This is a genomic window from Ochrobactrum teleogrylli (assembly GCF_006376685.1).
GTDB classification, from domain to species: domain Bacteria; phylum Pseudomonadota; class Alphaproteobacteria; order Rhizobiales; family Rhizobiaceae; genus Brucella; species Brucella teleogrylli.
Window position 1 is genome coordinate 23,065 of record NZ_VEWL01000011.1, and the last position, 14,352, is coordinate 37,416.

The window sequence follows — 14,352 nt, forward strand, 5'->3', positions numbered from 1 at the left end:
CGGTAGACCCTCTCCAAAGTCAGTTATGTGGCCCAGATGCGCGGTGCAGTGGCCGGTTTTCCTAATCCCATTTCGCGTAGAACCTCCCACGCCCTGCGAAATAGCGCCTTGGCTTCCGACATCCGCCCGCCGAGATAGCGGCAGACAATCACCCTTTCCAGCCGCGACGCTGAAAACAGATTTCTGGCTGTGTCACCCACCGCTTCGCGAATGGCCTGAAGTGCGTTTTCCGCAGCCGGACCGGCATAAACCATCGTGGCAACAATTGGTTTGGCGCAAAATGCATAAGCCGCATTCACTGCTGGTGCGGCACCACGAAGGCGAAATTGTTCGAACCAGATTGGCTTTCCGTCCCTGAATATTTCGACCCGTTGCCGGACTTCGCCCCTGTCGAAGCTTTCCTGACAGGCAGGACGCCCCAGACTGAAAATGTCCCACCCCAGATAGACTGCATCACCGCTCAGGGAGACATGCGTGCTTATGGATGCTCTGGCGCCGTCAAAAACGATTGTTTCCTGCGGGAGATACTCGCATATGCCACCTTCACTCACATCGATCCTAGTCGTCTGTGCGCTCTGGCCTCGCTCACTGCGATAGAATTTCGTGGCGCCCGGTGTTGTCAGAACAGCTCTGGCCTTGCGACCCAAAAAGCACGAAATATCAAGAATATCATCCCCTGCAACTCCACCCGGCGGATGAAGGAGATAGACATGCGCGCTGCCGTCTTTCTCAGGATAAAAAGGCTGTTGAACCGCAAGGGGACCCACATGGCGCCGCCGCATCAGCCGCGTCACTTCACGATTATGCTCAAACCGAAGTTCAAGCTCTGCATGCCAACCCTTGTTCATCTACAAAAGCCACCTCTGTGCTATTGGAGAACTTAATTGCGCTGTTGACGCATGAGGTAAAAACTGGGCAAGGCAGTAAAGTAAGTCGATAATAACAAGGTGCCATGACTGCTACAAGTTTAAAGTTATCGACACTCATGGCGACCGCCAATTTAAATATCAGTGTATGAAAATTGAGTTCGCAGCTGCAATTCATTTTAATTTCAAGAGCGTATAAAAGCTCTGGCGGCGTCCCTCCAAATTCTTCTATCGATTGGCGAGGCGCTTGATCATCCTGGCTGGCAGATAAAGCACCAGCGAAGCTTGTTCCAGTGTTCCCTGCCCCGCCACGGCAAATGCATCGTCCATACTTGCATATTCATCAGTCAAGAACTGACGCAAGAAGTTACCCGATCCTAGAAGCTTGATCAGGGTGTCAGAACTGGCGAACAGGGTGTGCCCGCCACGATCCACCTGCGAGACATCAAGAACCTGAATGTCCTTGTTTTGCAGGAACCCTATATCAGCTCCGCTCCCAACACGAGGCTCACCTCCGGTCAATCGGCGCGAAATATCGAGGGCGCGGTCCCGACGCGAAACAACGATAGTGAAAGGTCGCGGCAAATGACTAATATCATTCACCTGGCTCCTGAAGAGATCAGGGTCGAGGTCTGGCGCAGCAAGAAGCACCCCCTTGATCCGCTGAAGCACCTTTCTCTGATCCCGGATGGAAAGGGTTCTCAGCGCTTCCATCACGACAACCGCTCCCATTGAATGACCGACGACAATGATCCCGGTCGCCTTTGAGCGCGCCACAAGTTGAAGCGTCTCAGCCAGTCCATCTCTGGCAATGAGCGCGCTGTCACGATCATACAGATAACGTGTCAGTGCACCGGCTGAAGCCCATGAAAAATAAACGGGCAAAGACCCAACGTCATAGTCATGCACGATCTGGGCGTTGCGAAAAAGCCCCTCTGCGAAATTGTTATTATAGCCGTGAACGAAGATAAACACTTCGCGCTGCGATGCAGGCCGCTCGGATAATCTCCGGTTGATTTCACGAACCATGGCCTCTCCATTTGAAAGGCTCAAATAGTTGGTTGCGCTGAACTGCCGTCGGGGATCTGGCCTGGACGCAGACGTTTCCACCGATCCGGGCCGGTGATTGTGTGGAATGCGAACATCTATGGTGGAGAACATCAGCACATCCGAACGCGCGCGTGTATAGGCGATTTCTGGGTCGTCTGAACGATCCCGAACCGTAGCAACCATGAGAGGAACCACATCGCCTGACCGCGAATACGACTGCTCAGCCGTCCCCAGTCCAGTGACAGCGCGAGGCCCGGCACATCCCACAACCACCGAAAATACCAGTACAACTGCGCGAAACGGCCTCATAAAACTCCCCCGCAACGCTGCATTCAATGATGAAGTAAAAGCTTTTCAATAGTTTAGTCCGCTGGCACATTTGACAAATGCTTTTCAGCGTTTGGCTTAGGCGTTCCTACTCATCTAACAAAGAAGTTTTTCAGAACGCGGCTGGCTCACTCGATAGTAACTTACGAAAGGGATTTAACAAAGCCAGCTTATTCCACGATACAATCATCGTCCGCCAGCGGATTAAATTATCATCAACTCCGCGACAGCCAAATGAACAGAGCGATGTTTCGGACCGCCAGCATCGCGCCAAAACCTTCTTTCAATTAGTGCATATTCTGGTTGCGGCTACGCTCCTGCGTCAGTTCTGCGGTGGTCTGGCCGAGCCGCTTCGCCAATTCTCGCATGATCGTGATGGCCATTTCCGGATAGTCACCGAGGATTTTCGTGAAATGCTCCTTGCTGATGCGCAAGGTCTCCAAAGGCGTCGCTGCTCTCACCGTCGCGGTGCGCCCCATATCGCACAAGATGCCAATTTCTCCAACGATGGAATTGGGCTGTGCATCGGCAACCTTGATGGGCCCGCTTGGTGAATCGACAAGAATATCCGCGCCACCCAGAAGGATCACATAGGCGGCATCGGATATGTCGCCCTGATGGAACAGCGTTTCACCGGGCTTGAAAGTCACGCGCTCAGAGGTGAAGGCGAGAAGCTTTAGCTTCGCCGGTTCTATTCCAGCAAAGAACGGCATGCGCCGCAGCATTTCGACTTCATCCTTCAACAACATCGATCTTCCCTTTCATCCCGCCTTACGACAGCAAATCCTTAAGCGGTCCATCCTCCTGCATCAGCGCCTCATAGGTGCCATCCTGAACCACCCGCCCATGATCAAACACGATAACGCGGTCGAAATCTCTGGCGAGAGAAAAATTACTCAACGCCCATATTATTGCGGGTTTATGACCTTCTTTATGCAGCGTATGCATAATATTTCCAGCGATCTGAAACTGGATACGCTGATCCAGTGATGGCAGCGGCCGGTTAAACACGACATAATCAGCATGTTTAAGCAGCGCTCGCGCCATATTGATTTTCTGGCGCTGCACACTGGTCAGTCGCTTGCCGCCCGAGCCGACATCAAAATCAAGCCCGATGATCAGGATTGTGCGCTGCTGGCCCGTTTCCTCGAAGAGATCGATGAGGATCGACCGGATTTTGTCCGACGCATTCATCTGTCCATAGCTGATCTTGCCAAACAGCAGATTGTCGAGCAGCGTGGCGTGCTTGATGAAGCGGTCCGGTTCGTAAGGCTCGATCACGGCGCGCAGGTCGTCCGGCGTATCGCGCAGAAAGCGTGTTCTTGCCTTGAGAATCTTGGTCTTCAACGCGTCGGTCAGAAGGCCGAAACGATGCCGTGGCTCAATATAGGAGAAGCTGAGACGCACGATGTTGACGCGGTCTTCGTCCGAAACCGCATCAACACTGAGCCCCTTCACCCGCTGCAAAAGCGTCTCATATTCGGGAATGTCTTCCGGACGCATGAATGTCAGTTGCTGGAAGAACGGGTGGTCGGGCGGCAGATCGCGGAAAAGCTCGATAGCGTTTTCAGCGATTTCGAGGCTCATGGCGTAAAGATCGGCGAGAAGATCGTCCTCGCCGATTACCTCGCGGAAAAACGGATGCGCCGCCAGTTGCCGGATGGTCATGGAGGAGCGGTCGAGCACGCCGAACAGCAGATTTTCACCCACCGTCGCCTGCGCGTTATAGACATCCGGCTCAAAGGGAATGACCAACGCCGCCATATCACCGCCGTCAAGCCGCTTACGTAACGCCTGCCGGAGTTCCACGATGCGGGAGATGAATTCCGGATGCGCAACCGTATCGACCTTCGACAGAAGCGCTATATCGAAAATGTCATGGGTGACCATCACTGCGTCGAGGATGGGGCGCACGACGGCGTAGAGCCCGTCCCGTCCCGAAATGCCCATCGCCGCGTAATCCACCCAGTCGCTATTGAGATCGAAATCGGGATTTCGCGCCCGGCGCGCCTCGGCAATTTGCCATTGCCGTTTTTTCGCGTCATCGCCTTCATAGGCAACCTTGGTCAGGGGCGCATGTCTGAGCCCGTAAAGCAGATTGTCGCGTAGGGAACCGCTGAAGAAATAGCCATCACCCGACGCATAGGCGATGCGCCGCCCGGTGACCGATTCAGGCATTTCGAGTAGATCATGACCGTCGATGGCGACCCGCCCGGTTGCAGGCCAGACGAGTCGACCCAACAGTTCGGCAAATACATCGCTGCCACTGCCCGCAGGCCCGATCAGCGCGACGGTCTCGGTCGGCTTCAGCTCCAGGCTGACATGTTCCAGAATCGGCGCGCCGCTGTCGTCTTGCACCGTGACATTGCTGATGACGACCGGCTGATCGAGCGCAGGAACAGTGTCATAGTGGACCGATTGCACCTTCGGGGCGATGAGATTATCGACGCTGAACTGCTCGACCACTTGTGCATACTTGACCTGCACATCCTGGCGGTTCTGGTCCCAGTCGATCAGTTCCTTGAGTGGACCCGGTAGGTCCTTATAGGCATTGATGACGGCAACAAGCTGGCCGATATCGAGCCTACCCTGAAGCGCCAGAATACCGCCGATCATGTAGAACAGAAACGGTGTGACCTGAGCCAGAAAATTGTTGATGAACTTGACCAGAAATTTCCACTGATAAAGATCATAGCGGATAGAGAAGATGTGCCCCAGCCGGTTGGCGATATCGGCCCGCTCGAAATTCGACGTATCGTTGCTGTGAATGGCGCTGATGCCGTCAACGATCTCGCCGACGCGGCCCGAAAGTTCCCGCGCCGACAATTGACGCTGGCGCCCCAGTTCCAGAAGCCGCTTTCGCATCCGGGGAATGATAATGCCCTGCGCGGCAACAATGATCGCCGCAATCATGCCGAGCCAGAAATTCTGCATCAGGATGAAGACGAGCGCCGTCAGGGCCTGCCCGCCGAGAAGCGCCGGCTGCACAAAGGCGTCGCCGGTAAAGCCTCCAAGCGGCTCGACTTCGTCCTTGATCATGGTGGCGATTTCCGCCGAGCGGACGCGTTTGAAATGGAATGGCGGGAAACGCAGCACCCGGTCCACCAGCTCGAAACGGATGCGGCGTAGCATCCGTTCGCCAAGCCTGCCCTTATAGGTATTGATATAGAGCTTGAAGAGCCCGTTGATCACGACCAGCAGCAGGAAAACCATGCTGAGGCCGATCAGCATCTGGATGCGGGTAAGCTGCAGCCCATTGAAGAACACCACCTCGCCCAGGATCGGGAAATCGTAGGTGATGCGCATGAAAGTCTGTGTGGCGCCCGGCTTCTCGAACCCTATGCCCTGAATGGGGCCGTTGATGATCTGCTTGGGCAGATCGAACGAGAGAAAATAGGGGATCATCGAGACGGCGACGACAAAGAGAATCCAGGCTTGCTGGGCGCGTGTCGTGGACCAGATATAGCGAGCGAGGTTCTTTTCCATGAAGTCCCGTTTTGAGATCGATGGCCCGCCGGGCCGTGCTGCTATCGCGCCAACGCGGTCAATCGCTCTGTCTATACCTATGCATTCGCGAAACCTCCTCCGCTTTTGCCAGTATATTTGTAGTGCGTTTGCAACAAAATGGAAGTATCTCGCGTCACTTAAAAGCGGGATAACAATGGTTGAGAGAACTTAGTGCCGCAAACTGCGCAGCTTTAACGTTGCTAACGACGGCGATAAAGAAAATAGCGGTTCGCGGCCACGCTCTGCGGCAGAGGCATCGGCGTCAATTCAGGATGTTCGAGTGGCAATCCGCAGGCAGCTATGCCACCGCGTTTCAGGAGCGACGCCACGGCATCGGGGAGCCAGGTTAGGGTCAGCGCATCCAGATCTTCATGACCAGTGCCGATATCGGCATGCACGAGCGCTGCCTCGATGCCGAGATAATCGCCAATCGTGTCCTTGATCTCACCGACCACCAGATTGTCGCCCTGAGGTGTCGAACGTTCGAAAGAACGCGCCACCCGATCAAAAGCGATGATCCGGCGATCCGGAAATAGCTCCCTGATATGATCATATGTGCGGCCGTTACCGAGACCAAGCTCCATGATCGCACCGGGAATTTCGCGGACATCGTCTGCAATGCTGTTCAGGATATCGCGCTGGGCGCAAAGACGGCGGATGAAACTGTCGAGACGACTCATGATCTGTTCTTCAATTTGCAAATGTCCGAGACGTCCGCTTACACAACGGCGGACGTAAAGTCGACCGCAACCGATGATGCACGGCTGCGACCCGACCTGAGGGTGACTATGCCTTGACGATATTATCGCCGCTGATGGCGCGGCGTCCGAACGCATTTCTGGTATCAACGATCAACGGCGCCCATTTGGCCAGCGCCTGATAGTCGATCTGATCGTGATCGGTGGCGATCAGCACAGCGTCAAAATTTCTGACAACCTCTTCGGTCAGCTCGACCGAGGCGCGACCGCGAAGTTCGATATATTCGCGCGTCGGCGGGATCGTTGAGACGAAGGGATCGTGATAATCGGTCGTTCCGCCACGGGCCTCAATCAGTTCGATCAGTTTAAGCGACGGGCTTTCGCGGATATCGGGAACATTTTTCTTGTAGGCGAGGCCGATTATCAGCACGCGCGAGCGGCTGACGGCTTTTCCGTGGCGGCGATCAAGCGCTTCGGCAAGACGGTCGACGACATGACGCGGCATAGCCGAATTGATCTCACCGGCAAGTTCGATGAAACGCGTCGGCAATTCATATTCGCGCGATTTCCAGGTCAGGTAGAACGGATCGATGGGAATGCAATGACCGCCAAGTCCCGGCCCCGGATAAAACGGCATGTAGCCAAACGGCTTAGTCTTTGCGGCTTCGATCACTTCCCAAATATCGATGCCCATGGCCTCGTAGACGACCTTCAATTCGTTGACGAGAGCGATATTGACTGCCCGGAAGATATTTTCCGTCAGCTTTACCGCCTCGGCGGTTGCGTTGGATGAGACCGGAACGACAGTCTTGACCGCGGCTCCGTAAAAGACGGTCATAAGTTGCAAAGCCTCTGGGCCATCACCGGCGACAATCTTCGGGATGCTTGAGGTCTGGAAATCGCGGTTGCCGGGATCCTCGCGTTCTGGCGAAAAGCCGAGGAAGAAATCCACGCCGGAACGCAGGCCCGTGTTTTCCAGAACAGGCCGCACTACCTCATTGGTGGTGCCGGGATAGGTGGTGGATTCCAGCACGATCAGCTGACCAGCTTTTAAGGTTCGGGCAATCGCGTCACAAGTTTTGACGACGAATGACAGATCGGGGTCCCGCTGCTTGGTCAGCGGCGTCGGAACACAAATGATGATGACATCGCAATCGCCGAGACTTGAAAAGTCAGTCGTCGCACTGAAACGGCCTTCACCAACATGACGCCCCAGCACCGTATCGGACACGGCTTCGATATAGGATTTGCCATCGTCTATCATGACGATCTTGCCGGGGTCGATATCGAACCCTATGACGCGGAAACCGCTATTGGCGATGGTCATCGCCAGAGGCAAGCCGACATAGCCGAGGCCGATAACCCCCACGCGCGCCGAGCGATTGGCGATAGCTGAAAACAGGTTCCCATGAAGCGGGGCAGAGTCGGTCAAGATCATAGCTCTCCGGCAATTGATATCCTTCAGTGGCGGATTTACGGGCCAGCTGTCAAGGATGCCGCCGATGGGTAACTATATGTTCACCGGAAACCGAGCGATTTTACTTTAGTGAAACTGGCTTTGCCACGATAACACGCTATATTGGTCGCAATGATTTGCTGACGACCGGCCATGACATGGCTGACGGCTAGAAAGAATAACAAGCGATGGATGTCCCCCGGATTCCTATTTCCGAAACATTGCTCAGCCCGGTTTTACACTGGCTACAACAATCTGCGCTCAATGGCGCAAGCCTCGAAACTCTGGCCGAAGGATTTTGTGAAAGGTTGGCGGCGGCTGGCGTGCCGCTGATGCGCGTCCATTTAAGTTTTTCGATGTTGCATCCGCTTTACGACGCGCTCGGCTTCACCTGGATACGCGGCAAGGGCATGGAAATCGAGGGTTTTCGTGCTTCCACCAGCGAGAAGGATGCAGAGCGGTTTCTGACCAGCCCCTATTTCCATCTGCTTAGCAACAACCTGCAGTATCTGCGTCGTCAAATCGACCCATCTGCGCCATCGGAGTTCCCGGTTTTCGATGAATTGAAGGAAATCGGAGCCACCGATTATCTCGCCTTCGTGCAATCCTTCGGCGATGGCAACAGTCAGGGTATGGTCGGCTCTTGGACCACAGATATCCCCGGCGGCTTCGGTGACGACGTGGTGGAGACATTGCTGAATATCCAGAACAGCCTGGCAATCGCCGCAAAGATGGCGGTGCTCGGCAAGCTCGCAGACAATATGGTCACCACCTATCTTGGCGGCAATGCTGGCAAGCGCGTGTTATCCGGCCAGATTCGTCGCGGGGATGGAGAGACCATTCGCGCTGTGCTCGTCATGGGCGACATGCGACAATCGACGGACCTTGCCGAAAAGGCGGGCAGGCAGGTCTATATCGACACGCTCAACGAGTTTTTCGATGCAATCGCCGCGCCGTTCAACAAGAATGGCGGCGAGATTACGAGTTTTGTCGGAGACGGGTTCCTCGCAGTCTATCCCTGTGGTCGTCACCGGGAGCCGTCGCAGATCGCGGCGCGCGCGGCAATGGCGGCGGTACGGCAGGCAACGGCAGCCATGGCCGACATGAACAACGAGCGGAAAAAGAAGGGCCTCGACGAGGTCCGCTATGGAATGGGCCTACATGTCGGCAACGTGATGTTCGGCAATGTCGGCCTTAAGGACCGATTGACGTTCTCCACATTCGGCAGCGCCGTCAATGAAGTGTCGCGGTTGCAGGGGCTGACGAGGCTCTATCCAGATCATCCGATTATCGCCAGCGAGGCGTTCACCAACTATTGCGGTGGTGACTGGGTGACGCTGGGTGCGAAGAAATTGCGGGGCGTACAGGACAAGGTGACGATATTGGCGCCGGGTGGGGAAAACCTGAAGATGAGCAGTATTGAGGCAACCGGAAGGAACAAGCCGGATGCAGGCTCCGAAGCCGAGCAAGTGATGCTGCTTTTCCGCAACTCCCGCGACCGGAAGCCCCCGAAGCTTGAGGGGAACCTTCTTCAATGATCAAGACATGTGCTGTGGCACTGCTTCTATCCACCGTGTTTGTCCAAGTCTCAGCGATTGCCGATCCATTGAGCACACCTCTTTTCGATACTTTCGATGGTGAAGATTTTTCACCCACCGGCGGGCTTTATTACCGCGATAATGATGAACAGAAAGCGGGAACGGTCGAGTTCCAGAGTGCGGTCACCCGCACCGGACCGCGCGCTTTGAAACTGAGCGTGCGATCCGGTTGCAAGGCAACAACGGAAAACTGCAGCGAAAGGGCGGAGATCTGGGAAAAAACCGAGCTTCGCGTTCCTTACGACCAAGCCGTCTGGTATGGTTTTGCAGTAAAGTTCGCCGAACCCATCCCACAAGACGACCATCGCTATGTGATTGCGCAATGGAAGCGCGAGATCGGCCCCGGGACAAAAGGCGATTTCAGCCCGTTTCTGGCGGTGCGGCTCAACAAGGGCAAGCTCTTCATCACTGTGGAAACGAATTATCACCCGCCAGTCTCCACCGGGACCAAGGGCACAGCTGCGACATGCGATAAAGGGTCAACCCCGGTTTGGTTGCGGCCCGAAACCAACCAGATGCGGGCGCTTGTCGCGACCGACGACAACTGGGTCGCGGAAGATGGCGGCCGCTTCTCGGCATGCACCGACAAAATCACTATCACGCCACGCGGCAACAGCCTTCCCTCTCCCGATTCCGGATGGATCGACTTTGCGATCATGACGAAACCCGGCCCGGACGGAACCGGCCATATCGAGATTTTCGCCAACGGTCTCTGGATCTCGACAATCAAAGGCTATATCGGCCACAACGATCCCGGATTGGGCAAGAACCAGTACTTCAAGTTCGGGCCATATCGTGCGGCTGGAACCGGCGAATGGTCGCTGTTTTATGATGATTTCCGTAGGTCAGCCAACTGCAAGGACGTTCTTCGCGACAGCAACGCATGTGACCTCATCAAGTAATCCTTCCGGGCTGAAAGCATTGTCCCGCGCGTATCTTCGCGCAGGGGCGTGACAACTGCTGGATGCGTGAAATCTAGTCATGGACTCATAGGCATTCGTGCGCTAGCGTTCACGTCGGGGGTGCCCGCACCGGGGACACGCAACAGTGAAGGCCTGCAAGCATGATCTCAGGGACAGATTTCTTGAGGATCGAAAATCTGAGCATTTCCTTCACCTTGCTTGGTGGGAAGATCATGGCCGTGAAAAAAGCCGATCTCCGTGTCCTGCCAGGCAAAGTCACCGCCCTTGTCGGCGAATCTGGTTCTGGAAAGTCTGTTATAAGTCAATCGGTTATGGGAATTCTGCCGCGCACTGCTTCCGCGAGTGGCAAAATCCTTTTCCAAGACACCGACATGCCCGGCCAGCCGCCTATCGACATTCTCAGCCTGCCTACTGACGGTCCAGAGATACGGGCGCTCCGTGGCAATCGCATCGGCAAGATTTTTCAGGAGCCGCTCACATCGCTGTCGCCGCTCCACACGATCGGCAACCAGATTTCGGAAGTACTGTCGATCCATACCAGGGATACAAAAGCCGAGCGGCGTGAGCAGACAGAGGAGATGCTTGGCCTCGTCGGCTTCAAGAACCCGACCCAGGCCTATGACAAATATCCGTTCGAACTGTCCGGTGGTATGCGCCAACGCGCCATGATTGCCATGGCGCTCATATGCAAGCCATCCCTGCTGATCGCCGACGAACCGACCACGGCGCTTGATGTAACCATTCAGGCGCAAATTCTCGAACTGCTCGGCGAGCTTCGAGCCAAGCTCAACATGGCAATGCTGCTCATCACGCACGATCTGGGCGTTGTCGCCAATGTCGCCGACGAGGTGGTCGTCATCTATCACGGCGAGATCATGGAATCGGGACCAGTTGAAACGATCTTCCGCAAACCAGCCCATCCCTATCTCAAGGGTTTGATGGCCGCCGTGCCGCATTTCGACATGAAGCCGGGCGAACGTCTGAAATCCTTACGCGACGTGCCAGTCGATGTCGCCAAGTTGATGGGCAAGAGCAAAGCCGTCCATACGGATCGCAACAATGTGCTGCTCTCCGTGCGCGATGTATCCAAGACCTTCGCAGCCCGCAAAACCCTTTTCGCAAAAGATGGCGGGCCGCCGACGCGGGCAGTCAATGACGTCAGTTTCGACGTATTGCGCGGCGAATGTTTCGGCCTCGTCGGCGAGAGCGGCTGCGGCAAGACCACACTGAGCAAAATCCTGATGCGCGCCGTCACGCCGGACGCAGGGTCCGTAATTTTCAACGGCGACACAGGCCCGATTGACATCCTAGACGCCAGCGGCAACGACCTGCAGGCGTTACGCACCAAAATCCAGATGGTGTTTCAGGACCCGGTATCGTCGCTGTCGCCGCGCATGACCATCCAGAATATTCTCAGCGAACCGCTGGAAATTCACGGGCGCGGAAATGCCAAATCCCGACTGGACAAGGTTGCCGACCTGATGGACGTGGTCGGCCTGAACCGCCGCTATCTCAATCGCTATCCGCACGGTCTTTCGGGCGGCCAGCGCCAGCGCGTCGGCATCGCGCGGTCTCTGGCGCTCGGTCCAGAACTCATCTTGTGCGATGAACCCGTATCGGCGCTCGATGTATCCGTACAGGCGCAAATCCTCAACCTTCTCAAAGATTTGCAGAAGGAACTCGGGCTTACTTACGTCTTCATTTCGCACAATCTGGCGGTGGTGGATTATATGGCCGACCGGATCGCCGTGATGTGTGGCGGGCGGATTGTCGAAATCGCTCCACGTCGCACCCTGATGCGGGCGCCTGTCCATCCCTATACGAAATCGCTGCTTGCCGCCGTTCCATTTCCCGATCTCGACCGTCCACTTGACTTCGGCAAGCTCAGTGCCAGCGGTGCATCCGACAAACGCAACTGGGGTATTCAGTTCCGCAACGACGGACCGGACGACATGCTGACGCCAATGGATCTGGGCGACGGGCACCTTGTGCTTGCGCGCAAGACCGCAGACATGCGGGAGTTGAAGCCTTGATCAATCGGCGAACGACACTGGGCATGCTTGCTTCCTGCTTTCTACCTGGTGTTTCGCGGGCGGATCCGCCTTTGCCGAACTATTCACTGCCGCAGCCGGGCGCGCTGCCCGATCTGGCCGACCGTCTCCCCAAAACACCAAGGATCGTCAACATGGCGGCGCTTGGTCGCAAACCCGGCGTCAACGGAGGTGTCATCCGCACCCTGATTGGCAACCAGAAAGACATCCGGTTGATGACGCTCTACGGATATTCCCGTCTGGTGGGCTATGACGAAAAGCTCAACATGCATGCGGATATTCTCGAAAGTTTCGAGACAGTCGAGGACAGGGCTTTTACCTTCAAAATCCGCCCGGGGCACCGCTGGTCGGATGGTTCCTATCTGACATCGGAGGATTTCCGCTATTGCTGGGAAGACGTGATGCTCAACACGGAGCTGAAGCGAGGCGGTCCGCCGAGGGTCTTGCTGGTCAATGGAAGGCCGCCGCGTTTCGAAGTCATTGACGAGTTGACAGTCAGATACAGCTGGGACGCGCCCAATCCGGATTTCCTGCCGCAACTGGCGGCGCCGCAGGCGCTGACGATTGTTCTGCCGTCGCAGTATTTGAAACAATTTCACAAGACCTATCAGGACAATTTCCGGCTCTCGGCCCTGATGAAGCAATACCGCGTCAAGAAATGGACTGACCTTCATTTCAATATGGCGCGCAGCTATCGGCCCGAAAACCCGGAACTGCCGACCCTCGATCCATGGCGAAACACAACCGCGTCGCCTGCCGAGCAGTTTGTTTTCGAGCGCAACCCGTATTTCCACCGCGTCGATGAAAACGGGGTGCAATTGCCCTATGTCGACAAAGTGATCCTGAATATCAGCTCCCCGACAATCATTGCCGCCAAGACCGGCGCTGGTGAAAGCGATCTGCAGGCGCACGGCATCGACTTTTCTGACTACGCCTTTCTGAAGGATTCCGAAAAGCGGTTTCCGGTCAGGGTCAGCTTGTGGAAGCGGACGGAAGGTGCGCGGGTGAGCCTGATGCCCAACCTCAATGCCGGGGACGCCATTTGGCGGGCGCTCTTCTGGGATGTGCGCGTGCGCCGCGCCCTATCGCTCGCAATCGACCGGACCGAAATCAACAAGGCGGTGTTCTACGGTCTTGCCGTTGACAGCGCCAACTCCATCCTGCCCGAAAGCCCGCTCTACAAACCAGGATATAAAACGGCGTGGAGCGCCCATGATCCTGAACAAGCGAACGTCCTGCTGGACGCGGCTGGCCTGCAACGGCGGGACGAGGACGGGATGCGCCTGTTGCCCGACGGGCGCGCAGCAAAGATCGTGGTAGAAACCGCCGGTGAAAGCACGTTGGAGACAGATATCCTCGAGCTTGTCACAGATCACTGGGCAAAGGTCGGCATCTCGCTGTTCATCCGGACATCCCAGCGTGACGTTTTCCGTAGCCGGGCCATGGGTGGCGAAATCATGATGTCCATGTGGTCGGGGCTCGATAACGGCATACCGACCGCCGATATGAACCCGGGCGAGCTCGCCCCAACCTCGGACGACCAATTGCAATGGCCGGTCTGGGGCATGTATTACATGTCGAACGGAATGAAGGGCCATCCTCCGGAAATTCCCGAAGTAAAGCAGCTGATCGAGCTTCTCAGCCAATGGCGGGACTCCAGCGACATAGCCGAGCGGGCCACTATCTGGACGCAGATGCTGGATATCTATTCGCAGCAGGTGTTTTCCATCGGTATCGTCAACAGCACCCCCCAGCCCGTCTTGCGCGCGGCCAGCCTCCAGAATGTACCGGAGAAAGGGCTCTACGGCTTCGACCCGACCAGCTTTCTCGGCGTTTTTATGCCGGATGCGTTCTGGTATGGAAAGGACGCCTGACC

The 14,352-nt window shown here is 56.0% G+C and carries 10 protein-coding genes; 4 read left to right on the forward strand and 6 right to left on the reverse strand.

The window, feature by feature from the left end:
* Positions 1-23: 23 nt before the first annotated feature.
* From FIC94_RS16400 to FIC94_RS16425, 6 genes are all read right to left on the reverse strand, one after another.
* Positions 24-848, reverse strand: coding sequence for an urease accessory protein UreD (locus FIC94_RS16400; RefSeq protein WP_140025569.1), 825 nt, complete (start codon positions 846-848; stop codon positions 24-26).
* A gap of 246 nt (positions 849-1,094) precedes the next feature.
* Entirely contained in the window at positions 1,095-2,099 is a 1,005-nt protein-coding gene (locus tag FIC94_RS16405) for an alpha/beta hydrolase (RefSeq protein WP_235892033.1), read from the reverse strand.
* 431 nt (positions 2,100-2,530) lie between these two features.
* Positions 2,531-2,992, reverse strand: a complete 462-nt coding sequence (locus FIC94_RS16410) for a cyclic nucleotide-binding domain-containing protein (protein ID WP_140025571.1) — start codon at positions 2,990-2,992, stop codon at positions 2,531-2,533.
* A 22-nt stretch (positions 2,993-3,014) separates the two neighbouring features.
* The gene (locus FIC94_RS16415) at positions 3,015-5,729 is read right to left on the reverse strand and encodes an ABC transporter ATP-binding protein (RefSeq protein WP_140025572.1); all 2,715 of its coding nucleotides are present in this window, start codon (positions 5,727-5,729) and stop codon (positions 3,015-3,017) included.
* A gap of 221 nt (positions 5,730-5,950) precedes the next feature.
* The gene (locus FIC94_RS16420; protein WP_140025573.1) at positions 5,951-6,430 is read right to left on the reverse strand and encodes a class I SAM-dependent methyltransferase; all 480 of its coding nucleotides are present in this window, start codon (positions 6,428-6,430) and stop codon (positions 5,951-5,953) included.
* Between the two features lie 106 nt (positions 6,431-6,536).
* Positions 6,537-7,880, reverse strand: a complete 1,344-nt coding sequence (locus FIC94_RS16425; protein ID WP_371830925.1) for a nucleotide sugar dehydrogenase — start codon at positions 7,878-7,880, stop codon at positions 6,537-6,539.
* Between the two features lie 212 nt (positions 7,881-8,092).
* Between FIC94_RS16425 and FIC94_RS16430 the strand changes: the two genes are divergently transcribed.
* The 4 genes from FIC94_RS16430 (at position 8,093) to FIC94_RS16445 (ending at position 14,350) form a co-directional block, all read left to right on the forward strand.
* Positions 8,093-9,442: an adenylate/guanylate cyclase domain-containing protein gene (locus tag FIC94_RS16430; protein ID WP_109366135.1), complete on the forward strand. Its 1,350-nt coding sequence runs from the start codon at positions 8,093-8,095 to the stop codon at positions 9,440-9,442.
* Positions 9,439-10,404 carry a polysaccharide lyase family 20 protein gene (locus FIC94_RS16435; RefSeq protein WP_140025575.1) on the forward strand — a complete coding sequence of 322 codons (966 nt, stop codon included), beginning with the start codon at positions 9,439-9,441 and terminating at the stop codon, positions 10,402-10,404. The genes FIC94_RS16430 and FIC94_RS16435 overlap by 4 nt, the downstream gene beginning before the upstream one ends.
* Positions 10,405-10,565: 161 nt before the next feature.
* A complete protein-coding gene (locus tag FIC94_RS16440; protein ID WP_140025576.1) occupies positions 10,566-12,458 on the forward strand; it encodes an ABC transporter ATP-binding protein in 1,893 nt (630 codons plus the stop codon).
* Positions 12,455-14,350 carry an ABC transporter substrate-binding protein gene (locus FIC94_RS16445; protein WP_371830926.1) on the forward strand — a complete coding sequence of 632 codons (1,896 nt, stop codon included), beginning with the start codon at positions 12,455-12,457 and terminating at the stop codon, positions 14,348-14,350. The genes FIC94_RS16440 and FIC94_RS16445 overlap by 4 nt, the downstream gene beginning before the upstream one ends.
* Positions 14,351-14,352: the final 2 nt, after the last annotated feature.

What these genes read in the sequence shown, in the direction of transcription:
- FIC94_RS16400 (WP_140025569.1), bottom strand. Translation starts at nt 848, where the DNA reads ATGAACAAGGGTTGGCATGCAGAGCTTGAACTTCGGTTTGAGCATAAT.
- FIC94_RS16405 (WP_235892033.1), bottom strand. Translation starts at nt 2,099, where the DNA reads ATGGTTGCTACGGTTCGGGATCGTTCAGACGACCCAGAAATCGCCTAT.
- FIC94_RS16410 (WP_140025571.1), bottom strand. Translation starts at nt 2,992, where the DNA reads ATGTTGTTGAAGGATGAAGTCGAAATGCTGCGGCGCATGCCGTTCTTT.
- FIC94_RS16415 (WP_140025572.1), bottom strand. Translation starts at nt 5,729, where the DNA reads ATGGAAAAGAACCTCGCTCGCTATATCTGGTCCACGACACGCGCCCAG.
- FIC94_RS16420 (WP_140025573.1), bottom strand. Translation starts at nt 6,430, where the DNA reads ATGAGTCGTCTCGACAGTTTCATCCGCCGTCTTTGCGCCCAGCGCGAT.
- FIC94_RS16430 (WP_109366135.1), top strand. Translation starts at nt 8,093, where the DNA reads ATGGATGTCCCCCGGATTCCTATTTCCGAAACATTGCTCAGCCCGGTT.
- FIC94_RS16435 (WP_140025575.1), top strand. Translation starts at nt 9,439, where the DNA reads ATGATCAAGACATGTGCTGTGGCACTGCTTCTATCCACCGTGTTTGTC.
- FIC94_RS16440 (WP_140025576.1), top strand. Translation starts at nt 10,566, where the DNA reads ATGATCTCAGGGACAGATTTCTTGAGGATCGAAAATCTGAGCATTTCC.